This window comes from Ramlibacter sp. G4-7 (genome assembly GCF_057784995.1).
Genome location: NZ_JBYNTT010000003.1, coordinates 1 through 19,741, shown reverse-complemented (window position 1 = coordinate 19,741; position 19,741 = coordinate 1). Strand labels below are relative to the sequence as shown.

At 68.6% G+C, this 19,741-nt stretch carries 16 protein-coding genes and 1 riboswitch; of the genes, 9 read left to right on the top strand and 7 right to left on the bottom strand.

Annotated elements, in window-relative coordinates; all coding sequences use genetic code 11:
- Positions 1 to 58: 58 nt before the first annotated feature.
- The 4 genes from AC3EGR_RS05000 to AC3EGR_RS04985 all read right to left on the bottom strand — a co-directional run bounded on the left by AC3EGR_RS05000 (position 59) and on the right by AC3EGR_RS04985 (position 4,067).
- A complete protein-coding gene (locus AC3EGR_RS05000; protein WP_488545348.1) occupies positions 59 to 1,915 on the bottom strand; it encodes a phosphoenolpyruvate carboxykinase (GTP) in 1,857 nt (618 codons plus the stop codon).
- 314 nt (positions 1,916 to 2,229) lie between these two features.
- Positions 2,230 to 2,400, bottom strand: a complete 171-nt coding sequence (locus AC3EGR_RS04995) for a hypothetical protein (protein ID WP_488545347.1) — start codon at positions 2,398 to 2,400, stop codon at positions 2,230 to 2,232.
- A gap of 63 nt (positions 2,401 to 2,463) precedes the next feature.
- The gene (locus AC3EGR_RS04990) at positions 2,464 to 2,868 is read right to left on the bottom strand and encodes a PaaI family thioesterase (RefSeq protein WP_488545346.1); all 405 of its coding nucleotides are present in this window, start codon (positions 2,866 to 2,868) and stop codon (positions 2,464 to 2,466) included.
- Positions 2,868 to 4,067 carry a threonine ammonia-lyase gene (locus AC3EGR_RS04985; RefSeq protein ID WP_488545345.1) on the bottom strand — a complete coding sequence of 400 codons (1,200 nt, stop codon included), beginning with the start codon at positions 4,065 to 4,067 and terminating at the stop codon, positions 2,868 to 2,870. Before AC3EGR_RS04985 ends, AC3EGR_RS04990 begins: the two co-directional genes overlap by 1 nt.
- Before the next feature lie 122 nt (positions 4,068 to 4,189).
- On the opposite strand from AC3EGR_RS04985, the gene AC3EGR_RS04980 reads away from it, so the two are divergent.
- Complete coding sequence (locus AC3EGR_RS04980; protein ID WP_488545658.1) at positions 4,190 to 6,457, top strand: ATP-binding protein; 2,268 nt, start codon at positions 4,190 to 4,192, stop codon at positions 6,455 to 6,457.
- 30 nt (positions 6,458 to 6,487) lie between these two features.
- Here AC3EGR_RS04980 and recQ read toward each other — a convergent pair whose 3' ends face one another.
- The gene (gene recQ / locus AC3EGR_RS04975; RefSeq protein WP_488545344.1) at positions 6,488 to 8,341 is read right to left on the bottom strand and encodes a DNA helicase RecQ; all 1,854 of its coding nucleotides are present in this window, start codon (positions 8,339 to 8,341) and stop codon (positions 6,488 to 6,490) included.
- 58 nt (positions 8,342 to 8,399) lie between these two features.
- On the opposite strand from recQ, the gene AC3EGR_RS04970 reads away from it, so the two are divergent.
- The 5 genes from AC3EGR_RS04970 to AC3EGR_RS04950 all read left to right on the top strand — a co-directional run bounded on the left by AC3EGR_RS04970 (position 8,400) and on the right by AC3EGR_RS04950 (position 14,597).
- A complete protein-coding gene (locus AC3EGR_RS04970; protein WP_488545343.1) occupies positions 8,400 to 9,476 on the top strand; it encodes a homocysteine S-methyltransferase family protein in 1,077 nt (358 codons plus the stop codon).
- Positions 9,477 to 9,667: 191 nt separating this feature from the next.
- Complete coding sequence (locus AC3EGR_RS04965; RefSeq protein ID WP_488545342.1) at positions 9,668 to 10,117, top strand: Lrp/AsnC family transcriptional regulator; 450 nt, start codon at positions 9,668 to 9,670, stop codon at positions 10,115 to 10,117.
- Positions 10,118 to 10,182: 65 nt separating this feature from the next.
- A riboswitch (S-adenosyl-L-homocysteine riboswitch) is annotated at positions 10,183 to 10,291 on the top strand.
- A gap of 47 nt (positions 10,292 to 10,338) precedes the next feature.
- Complete coding sequence (metH, locus tag AC3EGR_RS04960) at positions 10,339 to 13,035, top strand: methionine synthase (RefSeq protein WP_488545657.1); 2,697 nt, start codon at positions 10,339 to 10,341, stop codon at positions 13,033 to 13,035.
- A 76-nt stretch (positions 13,036 to 13,111) separates the two neighbouring features.
- Positions 13,112 to 13,555 (top strand): glycine zipper 2TM domain-containing protein, encoded by a 444-nt coding sequence (locus AC3EGR_RS04955; protein ID WP_488545341.1) that lies wholly within the window; start codon positions 13,112 to 13,114, stop codon positions 13,553 to 13,555.
- An 88-nt stretch (positions 13,556 to 13,643) separates the two neighbouring features.
- Positions 13,644 to 14,597 carry a YihY/virulence factor BrkB family protein gene (locus tag AC3EGR_RS04950; protein WP_488545340.1) on the top strand — a complete coding sequence of 318 codons (954 nt, stop codon included), beginning with the start codon at positions 13,644 to 13,646 and terminating at the stop codon, positions 14,595 to 14,597.
- 75 nt (positions 14,598 to 14,672) lie between these two features.
- Here AC3EGR_RS04950 and AC3EGR_RS04945 read toward each other — a convergent pair whose 3' ends face one another.
- Positions 14,673 to 15,863 carry an MFS transporter gene (locus AC3EGR_RS04945; RefSeq protein WP_488545339.1) on the bottom strand — a complete coding sequence of 397 codons (1,191 nt, stop codon included), beginning with the start codon at positions 15,861 to 15,863 and terminating at the stop codon, positions 14,673 to 14,675.
- An 87-nt stretch (positions 15,864 to 15,950) separates the two neighbouring features.
- Between AC3EGR_RS04945 and AC3EGR_RS04940 the strand changes: the two genes are divergently transcribed.
- Positions 15,951 to 16,616 (top strand): hypothetical protein, encoded by a 666-nt coding sequence (locus AC3EGR_RS04940; RefSeq protein WP_488545338.1) that lies wholly within the window; start codon positions 15,951 to 15,953, stop codon positions 16,614 to 16,616.
- A gap of 3 nt (positions 16,617 to 16,619) precedes the next feature.
- Here the strand turns inward: AC3EGR_RS04940 and AC3EGR_RS04935 are convergent, their stop codons facing one another.
- Positions 16,620 to 18,155, bottom strand: a complete 1,536-nt coding sequence (locus AC3EGR_RS04935) for a YifB family Mg chelatase-like AAA ATPase (protein ID WP_488545337.1) — start codon at positions 18,153 to 18,155, stop codon at positions 16,620 to 16,622.
- A gap of 208 nt (positions 18,156 to 18,363) precedes the next feature.
- Here AC3EGR_RS04935 and AC3EGR_RS04930 point away from each other — a divergent pair, with 208 nt between their 5' ends.
- The gene (locus AC3EGR_RS04930; protein WP_488545336.1) at positions 18,364 to 19,185 is read left to right on the top strand and encodes a TorF family putative porin; all 822 of its coding nucleotides are present in this window, start codon (positions 18,364 to 18,366) and stop codon (positions 19,183 to 19,185) included.
- Between the two features lie 25 nt (positions 19,186 to 19,210).
- Positions 19,211 to 19,549 carry a P-II family nitrogen regulator gene (glnK, locus tag AC3EGR_RS04925; RefSeq protein WP_488545335.1) on the top strand — a complete coding sequence of 113 codons (339 nt, stop codon included), beginning with the start codon at positions 19,211 to 19,213 and terminating at the stop codon, positions 19,547 to 19,549.
- Positions 19,550 to 19,741: the final 192 nt, after the last annotated feature.

Genomic DNA, 19,741 nt, shown 5'->3' with positions numbered 1-19,741 from the left:
GGGTGCCGCCAACGAAAACGGCCACCCGAAGGTGGCCGTGGTTCGTGTGCGCGCAGGCTTACGCGGCCAGCCGCCGCTCGATCTGCGCCTTGGTCTCCTTCAGCTCCGCGGGCAGGTTCTGCGCCAGTTGCTGGAACAGCTCATGGTGCAGCTGCAGCTCCTTCTCCCAGGCCGGCAGGTCGATGGAGATCACCTGGTCGAACTGCTCCTTGCTGAAGGCCAGGCCTTCCCAGTTCAGCTCCTGGTAGCTGGGGCTGATGCCGAAGGGGTGCCGCTCGCCCGTCGCCTGGCCTTCGATGCGGTCGATCATCCACTTGAGCACACGCATGTTCTCGCCGTAGCCGGGCCAGACGAACTTGCCTTCGGCGTCCTTGCGGAACCAGTTGGTGGTGAAGATCTTGGGCAGCTTCGCCCCGGAGCCTTCCAGCTTGCGGCCCAGGTTCAGCCAGTGCTGGAAGTAGTCGCTCATGTTGTAGCCGGTGAACGGCAGCATGGCGAACGGGTCGCGCCGGACCACGCCTTGCGCGCCGATGATGGCGGCGGTCGTCTCGGAGCCCATGGTGGCAGCCATGTACACGCCTTCCACCCAGTCGTTGGCCTCGGTCACCAGCGGCACGGTCGTGGAGCGGCGGCCGCCGAAGATGAAGGCGTCGATCGGCACGCCGGCCGGGTCGTCCCAGGCGGGATCGAGCGCCGGGTTGTTGGTCGCAGCGACCGTGAAGCGCGCGTTCGGGTGGGCGGCCTTGGCCCCGGTCTCGCGCGCGATCTGCGGCGTCCAGTCCTTGCCCTGCCAGTCGATGGCGTGGGCCGGCGCCGGGCCGTCCATGCCTTCCCACCACACGTCGCCGTCGTCGGTCAGGGCCACGTTCGTGTAGATCACGTCCTTCTTGAGCGAATCCATGCAGTTGGGATTCGTCTTGTAGTTCGTGCCGGGCGCGACGCCGAAGTAGCCTGCTTCCGGGTTGATCGCGTACAGGCGGCCATCACGGCCGGGTTTGATCCAGGCGATGTCGTCGCCGATCGTGGTGACCTTCCAGCCTTCGAAGCCCTTGGGCGGGATCAGCATGGCGAAGTTGGTCTTGCCGCAGGCGGAGGGGAAGGCCGCCGCCACGTGGTACTTCTTGCCGTCCGGCTTGGTCACGCCCAGGATCAGCATGTGCTCGGCCAGCCAGCCCTCGTCGCGGCCCATGGTGGAGGCGATGCGCAGCGCGAAGCACTTCTTGCCCAGCAGCGCGTTGCCGCCGTAACCGGAGCCATAGGACCAGATCTCGCGCGTTTCCGGATAGTGGACGATGTACTTGGTCTTGTTGCAGGGCCAGGCGGTCTTGTCCTTTTCGCCCGGCTGCAGCGGCGCGCCGACGGTGTGGATGCAGGGGACGAACTCGCCGTTGACCCCCAGCACGTCGTACACCGCCTTGCCCATGCGGGTCATGAGGCGCATGTTCACGGCCACGTAGGCGCTGTCGGAGAGCTCCACGCCGATGTGGGCGATGGGCGAGCCGAGCGGGCCCATGGAGAAGGGCACCACGTACATGGTGCGGCCCTTCATGCAGCCGTCGAACAGGGGCTGCAGGGTGGCGCGCATCTCGCGGGGGTCGACCCAGTTGTTGGTCGGGCCGGCGTCTTCCTTCTTCTGCGCGCAGATGAAGGTGCGGTCTTCGACGCGGGCGACGTCGCTGGGATCGGACCAGGCCAGGAAGGAGCCTGGGCGCTTGGCCGGATCGAGCTTCTTGAAGGTGCCGGCGTCCACCAGCTGCTGGCAGAGGCGGTCGTACTCCTGCTGGCTGCCATCGCACCAGTACACCTGGTCCGGCTTGCACAGCGCGACCATGTCGGCCACCCAGGCGATCAGCCTGGCGTTCTTGACGTAAGCGGGGGCCTGCAGGTTCAGGCCGCGCATGGCGGGTGAGTTCATCCTCGAAGCTCCTAGTTTGGAAAGCGTGTTTCCAAAAGGAGCGGTCGGTGCTGCCCGCGCGCGCCCTTTCAAAACAGGCTTCGGATCAGTCGGCTGCGGGTCTCCACCGCTGTGTCGGCTGGGATGGGGCAATTGTAGGGAGCGGGGGTTGGCGGGTGCCGCTGTGCCAAGGCGTTTCCATGCAAAACTTGCATGGCTTTATGCGCGGCTGGCTCAACCATGGCCGCGGGCAGCCGGCGCCGCGGAAAGCAAAAAGCGGCCCGGAGGCCGCTTTTGAGCGCAGGGTCCCCGCCTGCGCGGGGAGCCACGGGGCGTCACGCCATGTAGATGGCGATGAAGGCCAGCAGGAACATCAGCGCCGCGCCGACCATCGGCAGCACGAAGGGGATCGCCGGCACGACGGCTTCCACTGCGTCCTGGGGTTCGTAATCGGCGTCGTGAGCGTGGCCGTGACCGTGACGGGCGGGCTCGTTGGGGCTTGCCATGGCTTCCTCTGGATCTGGAGTAACTGTGGATTCTAGCGTCCTGCCGCTGGCCGCCGGAAGCTGTCAGAGAAGGGCGTAAGTGGTCGTGGCCCGGCACACGCTCTTGCCGTCGACGGCGCCGCGCAGGTCGATCTCGCCGAAGGCCAGCGCCTTGCCGGCGCGCAGCACCCGGGCCTGCAGCAGGCCGTCCTGGCCCGACAGGGGCTTGAGGAAGCTGGTGTTCATCTGCACGGTCGTGCAGGGGCGGAAGGCTCCGAAGTGGTTGATCAGGGCCAGCACCATCGCCGTGTCCGCGGCGGCCATCATGGCCTGGCCGCACAACATGCCGCCCACCCGCGACAGGCGCGCGTCCTGCGGCAGGCGCAGGGTGACGCTGTCGGCATCGAACGCTTCCACCTGCAAGCCGAGCTCCTGCACCCAGGGCGCGAAGTATTCGGGCAGCGCGCCCTGCAAGGTGTCCCTGTCCATCACTCTTCCTCGGCTTCGAAGTCGGCGTCGCGCAGCGCCTGCAGCACCGCCTGCACGTGCGCGTGGCCGCGGGTCTGCACCACCAGCTGGATCTCCACGTTCTGCGCGGCCAGCATGGTGAAGGCGCGCTGGTGGTGCACTTCGTCGATGTTGGCGCCGGCCTCGCTGACGATGGCCGTGATCCTGGCCAGCGACCCGGGCACGTCGCGGGCGCACACGCGCAGGCGCGCCAGCCGGCCGGCGCGCACCATGCCGCGCTGGATGATCGCGGCCAGCAGCATCGGGTCGATGTTGCCGCCACCCAGCACCAGCCCGGCCTTGCAGCCGGCGAAGCGCTGCGGCTCCTTCACGACGGCCGCCAGCGGCGCGGCGCCGGCGCCTTCGACCAGGGTCTTCTCGATGTCCAGCAGCATCACGATGGCCTGCTCCACGTCCCCCTCGTCGACCAGCACGATGTCGTCGACGTAGCGTTCCACCAGTTGCTGCGTGATCTGGCCCGGGCGGCCGACGGCGATGCCTTCGGCAATGGTTGAGCCACCTTGCGGCAAGGCCGCATGCTTGACCGCGTTGTACATGTTGGGAAAACGCACCGTCTGCACGCCGATGATGCGCAGCCGCGGCTTGAGCGCCTTGGCAGCCGCGGCGATCCCGCCGATCAGGCCGCCGCCGCCGATGGCCACCACCAGCGTGTCCAGTTGCGGCACCGCCTCCAGCATCTCCAGGGCGACCGTCCCCTGGCCGGCAATGATCGCCTCGTCGTCGTAGGGATGCACGAAAGTGAGGTGCTGCGCCTGCGCCAGTTCCTCGGCGTGGGCGCGCGCCTCCTCCAGCGTGTCCCCGTGCAGCACCACCTCGGCGCCGAAGCCGCGCGTACGCTCCACCTTCACCATGGGCGTGAAGCGTGGCATGACGATCACGGCGCGGATGCCCAGGCGCTGTGCATGGTAGGCCACGCCTTGCGCGTGGTTGCCGGCGCTCATCGCGATGACGCCCCTCTCCCGCTCCTGGCTGCTGAGCTGCACTAGCTTGTTGCAGGCTCCCCGCTCCTTGAAGGACGCCGTGTACTGCAGGTTCTCGAACTTCAGGAAGATTTCGCAGCCCGCGAGTTGCGACAACATGTGCGAAACGAGGCAGGGCGTATTGAGCACCTGCCCGGATAGGCGGGCGGCGGCTTGGCGGATCTCGGGCAGGCCGATCATCGTGCCATTGTGCCGGGTACCCATGGCCGGCGGCTTCCCTGTAGCATGATCTGGCGCTATCGTAGGCGCGCCCCCTCAACCCCGGAGGTCGTTTGGCCAAGCGTTCGCTCGACTCGCAACTGATGCCCTCGCCCGGTCTGAAAGACGCGCCGGTGCTGGACCTCATGTGCTCGCACTTCGTGCTGACGCTGGCGGCCAAGCAGGGCGCGAAGTTCAACGTCCGGCGCGACCTGAACGGCCTGCTCTCGCTGGCCGGACGCCACCTGGTGTGGCCGGCGCCCTCGCTGGAGCGCCTGCGCGAATTCCTGGGCCGCCGCTGCAAGGACAACGAGTTCTGGCGCGCGCACGAGCAGCTGTCCACCCGCGAGTTCCTGGAGCGCCACGGGGTGTGGCGCGGACCCTACGAGGAAGGCACGCTGTTCTTCTATCTCGACGAGTACGCCAAAGACCAGCCCAAGGACCTGCTGTCGGTGCTGGCGGTGACCGGCGAGTGGCTGACGCATGCCCTGAAGAAGCACTCCACGCTGGTGGAGAAGAACATCGACGCGCTCGCCAACCTGCTGCAGTTGAACAAGGCCGAACGGGCGCTGCTGCTGTACGGGACGCTGGCGCGTTACCAGCGCGACCTGCGCAGCCTGCTGGTGGAGTTCAAGGTCAACAACGCGCCGGAAGCGTATGCCGCCATCGCGGAGGTCGCGGGCGTGAACGCGGCGGACGTCGGCGAGGCCCTGCGCGCCGGTTCGCGGCTGGAGCGCATCGGGCTGGTCGAGAACCTGATCTCGGAGCACAACATCACCGACCTCGCGGACCTGATGAAGGTCAGCGAGAAGCTGCCGCCCGTTCTGATGCGCGAGTACCGCGACCAGAACGAACTGATGGCGGTGTTCACCCGCCCGTGCGCCAAGAGCGCGCTGGCCCTGGACGATTTCTCCTTCGTGGCGGAGGACGCACGCGTGCTGCGCGCCCTGCTGCGCAACGCCATCGACCGCAAGGAGCCTGGCGTCAACGTGCTGCTGTACGGGCCGCCCGGCACCGGCAAGACGGAACTCGCCAAGGTGGTGGCGCAGGCCGCGGGCCTGGAATTGTTCGAAGTGGAATACGCGGACCGCGATGGCAATTCCCTGTCCGGGCGCGACCGCTACCGGTCGCTGCAGATTGCTCAGGTCTTCCTCAAGGGCAGCGCCCAGGCGGCGCTGCTGTTCGACGAGGTGGAAGACGTGTTCCCGCCCATCTCCAGCGAGGCGGCGCAGATGCTCGCCCGCGCCGAGCAGGTGGTGGCGCCGCCTTCGGGCTCGGTGAGCGGCAAGGCCTGGGTGAACCAGATCCTGGAATCCAACCCGGTGCCGACGATCTGGGTGACCAACCGCATCGAGCAGATCGATCCCGCCTTCCGCCGGCGCTTCGCCTACCACCTGGAGCTGAAGTCGCCGCCGCCCGGCGCGCGCGAAGGCATCGTGCGCAAGACCCTGGAAGGCGTGCAGGTCTCGCCCGCGTTCGTGGCAAGGCTGACGGAGCGCAAGGGGCTGACGCCGGCGCAGATCCGCACCGCGGTGCGCTTCGCGACGCTGGCCGCGGCCGAAGGCATCGCCGCGGAGGACCTGATCGGCCGCCAGTTGCGCAACGCCGACCGCGCCCTGGGCACGCGCAGCGACGACGGCAGCGGCCGCCCCAGCGTGACCACCTACGACCTGGACATGCTGAACGTGGAGTCGCGCTTCGAGGTGCCGCGCATCGTGGAAGCCCTCAAGGCGCGGGGGCATGGCACGCTCTGCTTCTACGGGGCGCCGGGCACGGGCAAGACGGCGCTGGCCGAACACATCGCGCGCTGCCTGGACCGGCCGCTACTGATCAAGCAGGCGAGCGACCTCATGAGCAAGTTCGTCGGCGAGACCGAGCAGAACATGGCTGCGATGTTCCGTGAAGCCGAGGCGGAGAAGGCCGTGCTGCTGCTGGACGAGGCCGACTCCTTCCTGCAGGACCGGCGCGGCGCCCAGCGCAATTACGAGGTGACCGAGGTCAACGAGATGCTGCAGGGCATGGAGCGCTTTGCCGGCATCTTCATCTGCACCACGAACCTCATGGACCGCATCGACCAGGCGGCGCTGCGGCGCTTCGCCTTCAAGATCAAGTTCCGGCCGCTCACGCCACCGCAGCGGGAAAAGATGTTCGTGACCGAGGCGCTGGGCGGCGAAGCTGCGCGCTTCACCCCGGAGCTCGCCGCCCGGCTGGCGAAACTGGAGCACCTGTGCCCGGGTGATTTCGCCGCGGTGAAACGCCAGATGGAGATCCTCGCGGCGCAGATCCCACCGGAGGAGTTCCTGGAGCAGCTGGAGTCGGAACACCGCATCAAGCCGGAAGTGCGGGAATCGCGGTCGATCGGGTTCACGTGAGGGCCAGCGAACCCCACCGCTGCCTCCCGCTCACGCCATCGCCTGCAACACATCCAGCACCTGCGGCCCGTACGTCGCCAGCTTCTTCTCGCCGATGCCGCTGATGCCATGCAGCTCCTCCAGCGACTGCGGACCCAGCGCCGCGATCGCGGCCAGCGTCGCGTCCGGGAAGATGATGTAGGCGGGCAGGTTGTGCGCCTTCGCCGCCTCCGTGCGCCAGGCCTTGAGCGCCGCGAAGCGCTGCTGCCCCTGGGCGTCCAGGGCGGCGGCGACGGCGGGTGTCGCCCTGGCGCCGCCGCGCTCGCGCCGCGTGCGGCCGGCCGGCTGGTTGATGGATTCACGCAGCAGCACCGGCCACTCGCCCTTGAGCACCGCGCGTGAGCTCTCGGTGAGGTGCAGCGTGTTGAACGACGACGCATCCACCTGCAGCGCGCTCGTGGCGATCAGCTGGCGCAGCACGCCGCGCAGCTGCTGCTCGGAGAACGCCGCGCCGATGCCGTAGGTGGAGAGCTTCTGGTGCCCGAACTGGCGCACCTTCTCCGTGTCCTTGCCGCGCAGGATGTCCATGATGTGCCCGGCGCCGAAGTGCAGGCCGTTGGCCTGCTGCACGCGGTAGATGGTGGACAGCAGCATGCGCGCGGCTTCGGTGCCGTCCCAGACCGCCGGCGGGTTCAGGCAGTTGTCGCAGTTGCCGCAAGGCTGCGCGTGCTCGCCGAAGTAGCCCAGGAGGCGCACGCGCCGGCAGTCGGTCGCCTCGGCCAGCGCCAGCAGCGCATCCAGCTTGCCGCGCAGCACCTGCTTGAATTCCTCCGCCGCGGGGCTCTCGTCGATCATGCGGCGCTGGTTCACCACGTCCTGCAGGCCATAGGCCATCCAGGCGTCGGAAGGCAGGCCGTCGCGGCCGGCACGCCCCGTCTCCTGGTAGTAGCCTTCGATGTTCTTGGGCAGGTCCAGGTGGGCGACGAAGCGCACGTCGGGCTTGTCGATGCCCATGCCGAAGGCGATGGTGGCCGTCATCACGACGCCCTCGTCACGCAGGAAACGGTCCTGGTGCCGCTGCCGCTGCTGCGGCTCCAGCCCCGCGTGGTAGGGCAGCGCGTCCAGGCCTTCCTTGCACAGGAGGGCCGCGACCTCCTCCACCCGCTTGCGCGACTGGCAGTAGACGATGCCGGCCTCGCCCGCGTGGCTCCCCTCGATGAAGCGCAGGAGCTGCAGCGTCGGGTCTTTCTTCTCCGCGATCGTGTAGCGGATGTTGGGCCGGTCGAAGCTGCTGACGAACTGGCGGGCTTCCTGCAGCTGCAGGTGCTGCACGATGTCGGCGCGGGTCGTGTCGTCCGCGGTCGCCGTCAGCGCGATGCGCGGCACGTCCGGGTAGCGTTCGTGGAACACGGCCAGGGCGCGGTACTCCGGCCGGAAGTCGTGGCCCCACTGGCTGACGCAGTGCGCCTCGTCGATGGCGAACAGCGCCAGCTTCCGCTTCTGGACCAGGTTGTCCAGGAGCGAGAGGAAGCGCGGCGTGGCCACGCGCTCGGGCGCGGCGTACAGCAGGGTGATCTCGCCGCGCAACAGCCGCTGTTCCACCGCGTTCGCCTCCTCCAGGCTCAGCGTGGAGTTGAGGAAGGCGGCTTCCACCCCCGCCTCGTGCAGCGCACCGACCTGGTCGTGCATCAGCGCGATCAGGGGCGACACCACGATGGTGGCGCCCTGGCCGGCCTGCTGCCGGGCCAGGGCCGGGATCTGGTAGCACAGCGACTTGCCGCCCCCGGTGGGCATGAGGACGAGCGCGTCGCCGCCGGAAATGACGTGGTCGACGATCTCGGCCTGGGCGCCGCGAAAGGCGCCGTAGCCGAAGACGTCCTTGAGGAGGGAAAGGGCGGTGCTCAAGCGCTCGATTGTCCGGGAGGATGGGGGCTCAACGCTTTCTTCCTAAAATCAGCCGACCATGAAACCCGTGATCTATACCCGTGGCCAGGCCCTGCCGGCCCTCCTGGACAAGCGCATCCTGATCCTGGACGGCGCCATGGGCACCATGATCCAGCGCTTCCGGCTGACCGAAGAGGACTTCCGCGGAATCAGCAAGGCGGCTCCCGACGCGGCCCGCGGGCGGCTGCGCGACCATCCCAAGGACCTGAAGAACAACAGCGACCTGCTGGTGCTGACCCGGCCGGACGTGATCCGGGACATCCACGAGGGCTACCTCGCGGCCGGCGCGGACATCATCGAGACGAACACCTTCGGTGCCAGCAGCATCGCGCAGGAAGACTACGCCCTGGGCCACCTGGCGCGCGAGATGAACCTGGCCGCCGCCAAGCTGGCACGCGAGGCAGCGGACAAGTTCTCCAGCGCGGACAAGCCGCGCTTCGTCGCGGGCGCGCTGGGCCCGACGCCCCGCACCGCCAGCATCAGCCCGGACGTGAACGACCCGGGCGCACGCAACGTGGACTTCGAGCAGCTGCGCGCCGCGTACCACGAGCAGGTGCAGGCGCTGCTCGAAGGCGGCGTGGACCTGCTGCTGGTGGAGACCATCTTCGACACGCTCAATGCCAAGGCGGCGCTGTTCGCGATCGAGGAGGTGTTCGCCGCGACCGGCGAGCGGCTGCCGGTGGTCATCAGCGGCACGGTGACCGATGCGTCCGGCCGCATCCTCAGCGGCCAGACGGTGACGGCCTTCTGGTACAGCGTGCGCCATGCGCGGCCGCTGGCCATCGGCCTGAACTGCGCGCTGGGCGCGGCGCTGATGCGGCCCTACATCCAGGAGCTGAACAAGGTGGCACCCGACACTTTCATCAGCTGCTATCCCAATGCGGGCCTGCCCAACCCCATGAGCGAGACCGGCTTCGACGAGACGCCGGAAGTCACCTCGCGGCTGCTGCGCGAGTTCGCGGCGGAGGGGCTGGTGAACATCGTCGGGGGCTGCTGCGGCACCACGCCGGAGCACATCGCGGCGATCCGCCAGCAGGTGGAACCGCTGCCCACGCGCACCGTCAAGCGCGAGTTCTTCTACAAGGAAGCGGCCTGAGGGGCTGACCAGGGCGGCCGGCGGGGGGTAACCCGCCGGCTCCTCGTCGTGGGCCTTGGCCGGTAAGCGGTCGACCCACGGCGCAATGATGGCGGCAGGCGCCCGGAAAGTCTTGCCGTTCTTTTGGTGGATCACGGCCTGCAGCCGAAAATTCTTCTGGCGCGCCTGCCCAAGCCGGATAATCCCCTGCCATGGACACGATCGACCGGAAAATCCTCCAGGTGCTGCAGCAGGACGCCCGCGCCAGCCTGCAGCAGGTCGGCCAGGCGGTCGGCCTGAGCGCGTCCCCTTGCTGGGAACGCATCCGCAAGATGGAGCAGGCCGGCGTCATCGAGGGCTACACCGTGCGCCTGAACGCGCAGGCCCTGGGTCTCAACGACACGGTGCTGGTGCAGGTCACGCTGGACAGCCACACCGACAACACGCTGGAGAAGTTCGGCGAGACGCTGGCGGCCATCCCCGAAGTGATCGAGGCCTACCTGGTCTCCGGCGAATACGACTACCTGCTGCGCGTTGCGGTGAAGGACACCCGCGACTACGAGCGCCTGCTGCGCGACAAGCTGTACAAGATCAAGGGCATCCGCCACAGCAAGTCGTCCTTCGTGCTGCGGACCTTGAAGAAGGCGGACCTGCCGATCTGAATTTCTCCCTCTCCCCTTCGGGGTGAGGGCAGGGGCGAGGGGCACGCCCCACGCTAAAATGCCTTCAGCTCAAGGAGCGCTGCAGCGACTCAGTGGGACCGTGCGGCAGTTCTGCCGCGCGGCGCTTCCACCGACCCGTCAGGCTTGAGATGGACCCAACCGCGCTCACCTTCGATGAACCCCGAGGTGAGTGAATGCAAGAGCAGCCCCCCGTTTCTCCCATGAAGCTCGCCGGCCTGGAGCCCGTCTCCATCGCGCCCGGCAGCCTGTTCGTCAACATCGGCGAGCGCACCAACGTCACCGGCTCCAAGGCGTTCGCGCGCATGATCCTGGCCGGCGAGTTCGAGCAGGCGCTCGCGGTCGCGCGCCAGCAGGTCGAGAACGGTGCCCAGGTCATCGACGTCAACATGGACGAGGCCATGCTGGACAGCAAGGCGGCCATGGTGCGCTTCCTCAACCTGATCGCCAGCGAACCGGACATCGCCCGGGTGCCGATCATGGTGGACTCCTCCAAGTGGGAGGTGATCGAGGCGGGCCTGCGCTGCATCCAGGGCAAGGGCATCGTCAACTCCATCAGCATGAAGGAGGGCGAGGCCGAGTTCAAGCGCCAGGCCACGCTGGTGCGGCGCTATGGCGCGGCCGCCGTGGTGATGGCCTTCGACGAGAAAGGCCAGGCCGACACCTACCAGCGCAAGATCGAGATCTGCGAGCGGGCCTACCGCCTGCTGGTCGACGAACTCGACTTCCCGCCGGAAGACATCATCTTCGACCCGAACATCTTCGCGATCGCCACCGGCATCGAGGAACACAACAACTACGCCGTCGATTTCATCGAGGCAACCAAGTGGATCAAGGCCAACCTGCCGGGCGCCAAGGTGTCCGGCGGCGTGTCCAACGTGAGCTTCTCCTTCCGCGGCAACGACCCGGTGCGCGAAGCGATCCACACCGTGTTCCTGTACCACGCGATCCAGGCGGGCATGGACATGGGCATCGTCAACGCCGGCATGGTGGGCGTGTATGACGAGGTCGAGCCGCAACTGCGCGAACGCGTGGAAGACGTGGTGCTGAACCGCCGTCCCGACGCGGGCGAGCGGCTGGTGGAGATCGCCGAGCAGGCCAAGGGCGCCGCCAAGGACGAAGGCAGGAAGAACGAGTGGCGCCAGCACCCGGTGGAGCAGCGCCTCGCGCACGCGCTGGTGCACGGCTTCACGGACCACATCGTCGCGGACACCGAGGAGATGTACCAGCAGGTGCTCGCCAAGGGCGGCCGGCCGCTGCACGTCATCGAAGGGCCGCTGATGGACGGCATGAACATCGTCGGCGACCTGTTCGGCGCCGGCAAGATGTTCCTGCCGCAGGTGGTCAAGTCCGCCCGCGTGATGAAGCAGGCGGTGGCGCACCTCATTCCCTACATCGAGGAAGAGAAGAAGCAGCAGGAAGCCGCCGGCGAGGACGTGCGGGCCAAGGGCAAGATCGTCATCGCCACCGTCAAGGGCGACGTGCACGACATCGGCAAGAACATCGTGACCGTCGTGCTCCAGTGCAACAACTTCGAGGTGGTGAACATGGGCGTGATGGTCCCTTGCCACGAGATCCTGGCCAGGGCCAAGGTCGAAGGCGCGGACATCGTCGGCCTCTCCGGCCTGATCACGCCTTCGCTGGAGGAGATGCAGTACGTCGCCAGCGAGATGCAGAAGGACGAGCACTTCCGCATCCGCAAGATCCCGCTGCTGATCGGCGGCGCCACCACCAGCCGCGTGCACACCGCCGTCAAGATCGCGCCCCATTACGAAGGCCCGGTGGTCTACGTGCCGGATGCGTCGCGCAGCGTGAGCGTGGCGCAGAGCCTGCTGTCCGACCAGGCGGCCAGGTACATCGCCGAAGTCAACGCCGACTACGACAAGGTGCGGCAGCTGCATGCGAGCAAGAAGCAGGTGCCGTTGTGGCCGCTGGCCAAGGCGCGCGCGAACAAGACGCCGGTGGACTGGTCGCACTACACGCCGCCCAGGCCGAAGTTCATCGGTCGGCGCGTGTTCAGGAACTACGACCTGGCCGAGCTCGTGCGCTACATCGACTGGGGCCCGTTCTTCCAGACCTGGGACCTGGCCGGTCCCTTCCCCGCGATCCTGAAGGACGAGGTCGTGGGCGCCGAGGCCGTGCGGGTGCTGTCCGACGGGCAGCGCATGCTCAAGCGCCTGATCGAAGGCCGCTGGCTCACGGCCAGCGCGGTGCTGGGCTTCTGGCCCGCGAACACGGTGCACGACGACGACATCCAGCTCTACGCCGACGAGGACCGCAAGGAGCCCGTTCTCACCTGGTACGGCCTGCGCCAGCAAACCGAGAAGCACGTCATCGACGGCGTCATGCGCCCCAGCCGGTCGCTGGCGGACTTCGTCGCTCCCAGGGGCGTGGCGAACGATTACGTCGGCGCCTTCGCGGTGACGGCCGGCCTGGGCGTCGACAGGAAGGAGCAGTACTTCCTCGCCGACCACGACGACTACTCCGCCATCATGCTCAAGGCCCTGGCCGACCGTCTCGCGGAAGCGCTGGCCGAAGCGCTGCACGAGCGCGTGCGCAAGGACCTGTGGGGCTACGCCGGGGACGAGACGCTGACGAACGAGCAGCTGATCGCCGAGAAGTACCGCGGCATCCGTCCCGCGCCCGGCTATCCGGCCTGTCCGGACCACAGCGTCAAGCGTGACCTGTTCGCACTGCTGCGCCCGGAGGAGATCGGCATGGGCATCACGGACAGCATGGCGATGACGCCGGCGGCGAGCGTGAGCGGCTTCTACCTGGCGCATCCCGACAGCCAGTACTTCAACGTGGGGCGCATCGGCGAGGACCAGTTGCAGGACCAGGCGTTGCGCCGGGGCACCAGCATCGCCGACCTGCAACGTTTGCTTGCACCCAATCTGTGACGCTTCTCACGAACGGCTGAGTTCGGGTGCGCGGCCGCAGGCCCTGGCCCGTTAAATCCGGACAAAGGAGAACGCCATGAAGAAACTCGCCATCGCCTCGCTGCTGGCTCTCGCCGCCGCCGGCACCTTCGCCCAGAACCCGCACGGCCTGCCCCCGGGCATCGCCAAGAAGCTCTCCGCCTGCGAGGACTGCGGCCACGTCTCGGACGTGCACAAGGAAAAGCGCAAGGGGCAGGGCGGTGCCGTGGGCATCGTCGGCGGCGCCGTCGTCGGCGGCCTGCTCGGCAACCAGGTCGGCAAGGGCACGGGGCGCACGGTGGCCACGGTCGCGGGCGCGGCGGCTGGCGGCTATGCCGGCAACGAGGTGCAGAAGCACGTGACTTCCAAGGAAGTCTGGGTCACCAAGGTCCAGATGAAGGACGGCAGCACGCGCAGCTTCGAGCAGGAAGCGGCCCCCGCCTGGAAGAGCGGCAGCATCGTGAGGGTGCAGGGCAGGACGCTGACCGTCGCCGGGTCCTGAGCGTCCCGCGGCGCGTAGTCACCTTCCTACCGCGCCCGGCAAGCCCGGCCGATACGCGCCGGGCTGCTGCCGCGCCATGCTCCCGCGCATGGCGCTCGCCCACCATGTTCCCGCCAAGCTGCAGCGCGCGCTGCACCCGCTGCGTCCGCTGCTGCGCGCCCTGAACCTGTGGACCGGCGCCGGCGGCATGCGCATGAGCGCGGCCATGTCCTTCTACGGCATCCTGAGCCTCGCGCCGCTGCTGCTGGCCATCGTGGCCATCCTGGGCTGGTGGATGGACCGCGAAGTGCTGGAGAAGGGGCTGCTCACGCAGTTCAGCACGGTGATCGGCGCCCAGGGTGCTTCGATGATCGAGCAGGCGCTGGCCAGCGCCAAGGAACCGTCCCAGGGCATCGCCGCCAGCATCGCCGGTTTCGCGGTGCTGCTGTTCGGGGCAACCGGCGTCTTCGGCGAATTGCAGGACGCCTTCGAGCTGGTGTGGCGCCAGGGGCGCGGGCTGCCGCACAAGCAGTCCTGGAAGCACGAGGCCTCGCTGCGCCTGCGCGGCGTGGGCTACATCCTCGTGTTCGGCTTCATGCTGCTGGTGTCGCTGGTGGTGTCCACGGTGCTCAGCCTGTTCTCGGGCTGGGCGGGCGGCCACCTGCCGATGGTGGAGATCCTCGCGCGCGTGCTCAACGAAGTGGTGAGCTTCGTCGTGTGCACCATGCTGTTCAGCGGACTGATGCGCCTGTCGAGCGGGCCCAAGCCACGCCTGCGCTTCCTGCTGTTCGGTGGCGGCGTGGGCGCCATCCTGTTCACGATCGGCCGCCAGCTCCTCACGCTGTATCTCTCGACCGCCGCGGTCGTCTCCACCTACGGCGCGGCCGGCTCGCTGATCGTGCTCCTGATGTGGATCTACTTCTCTTCGGCCGTGCTGCTGTTCGGCGCCGCCTGTGCCCGCGCGCTGGACGAGAACGTCTCCGAGAAAAAGGGTGAGCCCCAGGTTCCCAAGGTCGAGCGGCGCAAGGGCGAGCGCCGCCGCCTGCAGAACGCGCACTCCTGATCGATTACGCGTGGGCCGCTGGCGGGTGCCGGCGGAGCTACCTCCGGCAGGTGCGCACCGCGAACCCCAGCGACGTCACCGCGGCAACAACGACCGCTTCTGCGCCCACACCAGGGCGATCGCGGACACGACCCCGACCGCGAACAGCACCACCAGTCCCCACCGGTAGCCCGCATCCCGCGTCCACAGCACGCCCAGCAACAGCGGCGCCACGGCGCGCGAGATCGCCTGCGGCAAGCCCAGTGCGCCGTTGAGCGAGGCGACGTGCTCGCGGTTCACGTACTGCGCGATGGCCGTGCCCTTGACGATGGTCAGCATGCCGTTGCCGATGCCGTAGAGCAGCACGAACAGCAGACCTGCCATCGGTGACGCCGCACCGGCGACCAGTGCGGCCAGCGCCAGCGGAATAAGAAAGGGGATCAGCCGGTTGGCGACGTGCAGGTCGAAGCGGTGTTCGAAGAAATAGAGCAGCAGGCGGCCGAACACCTGCATCACGCCGATCGACGCGGGGATCGCGATGACCCAGGCTTCCGGCAAGCCGCTCTCGCGCAACAGGCTGATGAGGTGCGGCGGGATGGCCGCCGTGATCGCCATCATGCCGACCACGAACATCGCGATCAGGAGGAAGGGAGCGCTGCGCAGGAGGGTGCGCGGCGAATGCACTCCGCCGCGCGCAGGAGCGACGGCGGCGGGTGGCGCATCGCGCAGCCAGGCCGCATGCAGCGGCACGCACACGAGCAGGTGGATCGCGGCCAGCACCAGCAGCGCACGGCGCCAGCCCAGGTGCGCGATCAGCCAGGCCGAGGCCGGGATGAACACCGTGCTGGCCAGTCCGCCGAGGAAGGTCATGGTGATGATGGCGCGGCGGAAGTCCTGCGGGTAGCGCCGCGTGACCACGGCAAACACGGGCGTGTAGAGCGTGGCCGCGAGGGCGGCGCCGAGCAGCAGCCACACCCCATAGAAGGCCGCGGCCGACTGGATGAATGCGTGCGCGGCCAGGCAGCCGGCCACCAGCAGCGAACCGCCCGTCATGACCGCACGCTCGTGGCCGCGGTCGATCCAGCGCCCCACTGGAAAGGCGAACACGCCCTCGGCCAGCAGGGCGAGGCTGAAAGCCAGCGAAGACTGCGCGCGCGTCAGGCCCAGTTCCCGCTCCACGGGAGCGAGCAGCAGCGCGAAGGTGTAGAAGACGCTGCCCCAGGTGATCAGTTGCGCGAGCGACAGCCAGAGGACGCGGGAACGTTCGTGCCCTACGGTCGAGGTCATGGGGGAGAGTGTATGCACGCGACGCCGCCCCGTTCGGGAGATGCGCGCCGCCAGCCGCGAGGAACACCATCACGGCGGAGGTGCGAGATGCAATCCAGCTTTTACGACGTGCTGCAGAGGAACGCGACGCAGGCCTCGCAGCGGGCCCATTGGCTTTTCACCGCAGCGATCGCGGTGGGCCTGGCGCAGTTCGGGGCCGCCTTCCAGCTGGTCCTGGGCAAGGTGCAGGCTTGCACCGGTGCGCCGTGGACGAGCGAGACCGGATCGTGCCTCGCCGCCGTGGCGACCCTCGCCGTCATGACCTGCCTGTTCCACGGCGTGCGCCGCGAAGAGCGCCTGGTCGCCAAGGTCCTGCAGCTGGCGGCTGGGGGAACGCAGGAAACGCGCTCGCGCGTGTATTACGCGCTCCTGGGCGCGCAGCTGTTCACCCATGTGGACCGCAGCGTGCACGACCCGGTGCCCCCGTGGTCGCAGGCATTCGCGCGCGTGCTCTCCCACGGCCTGGTGTTCTTTCCCCTGGCCTCCCTCGTCTTCGGCATGGCGGCCGACCTCCTCGACCGCAACCTGGTCTTGCTGGTCCTGCAAGGCGTGGCCGCCATCGCTGTCGCCTGGCTCAGCGTCGAGGTCCGCAGGCTGCGGGCGCGCACCGAGGCGATGCTCGTCGAGGCGGGCGCGGAGGGCTGGGGCCGGATCCAGGCGCCCTGGCCGACGCGTGCCCGGCGGCGGGACGAGACGGGCTACGAGCCCGCCTAGTGCCTAGTGGATGGAAGGCAGGGCGCGCCGGTACTGCACCGCCTCCGCCAGGTGCACGACCTCCACAGCCGCCGAGGCCGCCAGGTCCGCGACCGTGCGGGCCACCTTCAGCACGCGGTGCGTGGAGCGCGCGCTCCACTGCAGCCGGGCGGACGCCAGGCGCAGGAACTCCACCGCCGCATTCGACAAGGCCGCATGCGCATCGAGCTCCGCGCCGTGCAGGGACTGGTTGGCCTTGCCTTGCCGCGCGTGCGCACGGTCGCGCGCCGCGATGCAGCGCGCCTGCACCGCGCAAGTCGCTTCGCCCGCGGGTGCTTCCAGCAGTTCTGCGGCCTGCATGGCGGGGACCTCCACGTGCAGGTCGATGCGGTCGAGCAAGGGTCCGCTGATGCGCCCCTGGTAGCGCGCCACCTGGTCCGGCGAGCAGCGGCACGGCCGCGCCGACCCCAGCCAGCCGCAGGGGCAGGGGTTCATCGCCGCCACCAGCTGGAAGCGGCTGGGGAACTCGCTGCGCCGCGCCGCGCGCGCGATGGTGATGCGCCCCGTCTCCAGCGGCTCGCGCAAGGCCTCGAGCGCCGCACGCGGGAACTCGGGCAGTTCATCCAGGAACAGCACGCCATGGTGCGCCAGCGAGATCTCGCCGGGCCGCGGCGGGGAGCCGCCGCCCACCAGGGCGACGGCGCTGGCGGAATGGTGCGGCGCGCAGGTCGGGCGCTGGGCCCAGTGCTCCAGCGCGAAGCGGCCCGCCAGGCTCGCGAGCGCGGCGCTCTCCAGGGCCTCCTGCACCTCCATCGGCGGCAGCAGGCCCGCAAGGCGCTGCGCCAGCATCGATTTGCCCGCGCCTGGCGGTCCGACCAGCAGCAGGCTGTGCCCGCCGGCCGCCGCGATCTCCAGCGCGCGGCGGGCGCCGGCCTGCCCCTTCACGTCCGCGAGGTCCGGATAGGACGCGGCGGCACCCGGCGCGCTCGCCGCCAGCCGTGTCCAACCGTCGCCAGGCTCGGGCGCCGGCTCCCCGGCCACGGGTGGCTGGAACTGCGCGACCACGTCCAGCAGGTGCCTGGCGCGCAGCACCTGTGCTCCCGGCACCAGTGCCGCCTCCTCCGCGCTGCCCGGCGGCAACACCAGGCGCGAGCGCGTGCCGGCCGCCTGCAAGGCCATGCTGGTCGCGAGCGCGCCGCGCACCGGCCGCAGCTCCCCTGACAAGGACAGCTCGCCGGCGAACTCATGGTCGGCGAGGCGCGCCGCATCGACCTGCCCGCTGGCTGCCAGGATGCCCAGCGCGATCGGCAGGTCGAAGCGCCCGCCGTCCTTCGGCAGGTCCGCGGGCGCGAGGTTGACCGTGATGCGCTTGTTGTGCGGGAAGTCCAGCCCGCAGTTCAGCAGGGCCGAACGCACCCGCTCACGGGCTTCCTTGACCTCCGTGTCCGCCAGCCCGACCAGGAAGAAGTTCGGCAAGCCGTTGGCGATGTGCACTTCCACGGTCACGGCGGCAGCCTCCAGCCCGAGCAGGGCGCGGCTTTGCACCAAACAAAGGCTCACTGCGCGGCTCCTCCCGTTTCCAGTGCATGGACGACTGCAATGCGGCGATTGCACCGTGCCGGTGCGGAAAAGCGCGCTGCGGTGTCCCGTTGCGCCCCTTAACGGTTCGCGCCGGCAGGACGTAGGCGCATTTCCCCTGAAGTTGAAGGATGGCACGCCTCCTGCTAACCGATCCGTGCAGACCATCAACAAACCCACGGAGCACCTCGTGAAGAAACTCAAAAGCGTCGTCCTGTTGTCCAGCCTGGTCGCCTCCGGCGCCCTGATGGCGCAGACGCAGACGGCACCCGCAGCGCCCGAACCCGACTACACGCTGTCGGCCAACGTCGGCGTGGTGAGCGACTACCGCTACCGCGGCATCTCCCAGACCCGGCTGAAGCCTGCGCTGCAGGGCGGCGCCGACTTCGCGCACAAGAGCGGCTTCTATATCGGCACCTGGGCGTCGACCATCAAGTGGATCGAGGACACGGGGGAAATCGCGCCGAGGACCGGCATCGACGGCCCGGTGGAAGTGGACATCTACGGCGGCTACAAATTCACCGCCGGCCCCGTGGGCCTGGACGTCGGCCTGCTGCAGTACTGGTATCCCGGCAACAACCTGGCCGACGCAGGCGGCGGCGGTCTCTTCAAGAACGCCAACACCCTCGAGGCCTACATCGCCGGCACCTTCGGCCCGGCGACCCTGAAGTACTCGCACTCGCTGACCAACCTGTTCGGCAACTTCAACTTCGCCACCAACGAGAAGACGAAGGGGAGCGGCTACCTCGACCTGTCCGCCAGCTTCGAGCTGCCGGTATGGGGCCTCACGCTCGCCCCGCACATCGGCCACCAGCGCGTGCACAACCTGGGCGTCGCGAGCTACACCGACTGGTCGCTCACGCTCGGCAAGGACTTCGGCAATGGCTTCTCCGCCTCGCTGGCCTACGTCGACACGGATGCCGACCGCAGCTTCTACGCCAGCCCGGTGAACGGCAAGTTCATGGGCAAGTCAGGCGCGGTCGTCGGCGTGAAGTACACGCACAGCTTCTGATCCCCGCCCTTCCAAAGGAGCCAGCATGAAACTCGTCACCGCCATCATCAAACCCTTCAAGCTCGACGAGGTCCGCGAGTCGCTCTCGGGCATCGGCGTGCAGGGCATCACCGTCACCGAGGTCAAGGGCTTCGGCCGCCAGAAGGGCCACACCGAGCTGTACCGCGGCGCGGAGTACGTCGTCGACTTCCTGCCCAAGGTGAAGATCGAGGCGGCGGTGTCGGACGACCTGGTGGAACGCGTCATCGAAGCCGTCGAAGGCGCGGCCCGCACCGGCAAGATCGGCGACGGAAAGGTCTTCGTGTACGACCTGGAGCAAGTTGTCCGCATCCGCACCGGCGAGACCGGCAAGGAAGCGCTCTGAGCATTTCATCTTCAAAGAGAGCACTGACATGAGGAAACTTCTCGCATCCCTGGCCATCGGCCTGGGTCTGCTGGCCGGCAGCGTCGCCGCTGTCGCCCAGGCGCCGGCCACGCCCGCCACCGCGCCTGCCGCTGCCGAAGCGGCGGCACCCGCCGCTGCCGCGGCGACGCCGGCTCCTGCGGCCGCGGCCGC

What these genes read in the sequence shown, in the direction of transcription:
- AC3EGR_RS04980 (WP_488545658.1), top strand. Translation starts at nt 4,190, where the DNA reads ATGCCCTCGCCCGGTCTGAAAGACGCGCCGGTGCTGGACCTCATGTGC.
- AC3EGR_RS04985 (WP_488545345.1), bottom strand. Translation starts at nt 4,067, where the DNA reads ATGATCGGCCTGCCCGAGATCCGCCAAGCCGCCGCCCGCCTATCCGGG.
- AC3EGR_RS04955 (WP_488545341.1), top strand. Translation starts at nt 13,112, where the DNA reads ATGAAGAAACTCGCCATCGCCTCGCTGCTGGCTCTCGCCGCCGCCGGC.
- AC3EGR_RS04995 (WP_488545347.1), bottom strand. Translation starts at nt 2,400, where the DNA reads ATGGCAAGCCCCAACGAGCCCGCCCGTCACGGTCACGGCCACGCTCAC.
- AC3EGR_RS04950 (WP_488545340.1), top strand. Translation starts at nt 13,644, where the DNA reads ATGGCGCTCGCCCACCATGTTCCCGCCAAGCTGCAGCGCGCGCTGCAC.
- AC3EGR_RS05000 (WP_488545348.1), bottom strand. Translation starts at nt 1,915, where the DNA reads ATGAACTCACCCGCCATGCGCGGCCTGAACCTGCAGGCCCCCGCTTAC.
- metH (WP_488545657.1), top strand. Translation starts at nt 10,339, where the DNA reads ATGAAGCTCGCCGGCCTGGAGCCCGTCTCCATCGCGCCCGGCAGCCTG.
- AC3EGR_RS04990 (WP_488545346.1), bottom strand. Translation starts at nt 2,868, where the DNA reads ATGGACAGGGACACCTTGCAGGGCGCGCTGCCCGAATACTTCGCGCCC.
- AC3EGR_RS04940 (WP_488545338.1), top strand. Translation starts at nt 15,951, where the DNA reads ATGCAATCCAGCTTTTACGACGTGCTGCAGAGGAACGCGACGCAGGCC.
- AC3EGR_RS04965 (WP_488545342.1), top strand. Translation starts at nt 9,668, where the DNA reads ATGGACACGATCGACCGGAAAATCCTCCAGGTGCTGCAGCAGGACGCC.
- glnK (WP_488545335.1), top strand. Translation starts at nt 19,211, where the DNA reads ATGAAACTCGTCACCGCCATCATCAAACCCTTCAAGCTCGACGAGGTC.
- AC3EGR_RS04970 (WP_488545343.1), top strand. Translation starts at nt 8,400, where the DNA reads ATGAAACCCGTGATCTATACCCGTGGCCAGGCCCTGCCGGCCCTCCTG.
- AC3EGR_RS04945 (WP_488545339.1), bottom strand. Translation starts at nt 15,863, where the DNA reads ATGACCTCGACCGTAGGGCACGAACGTTCCCGCGTCCTCTGGCTGTCG.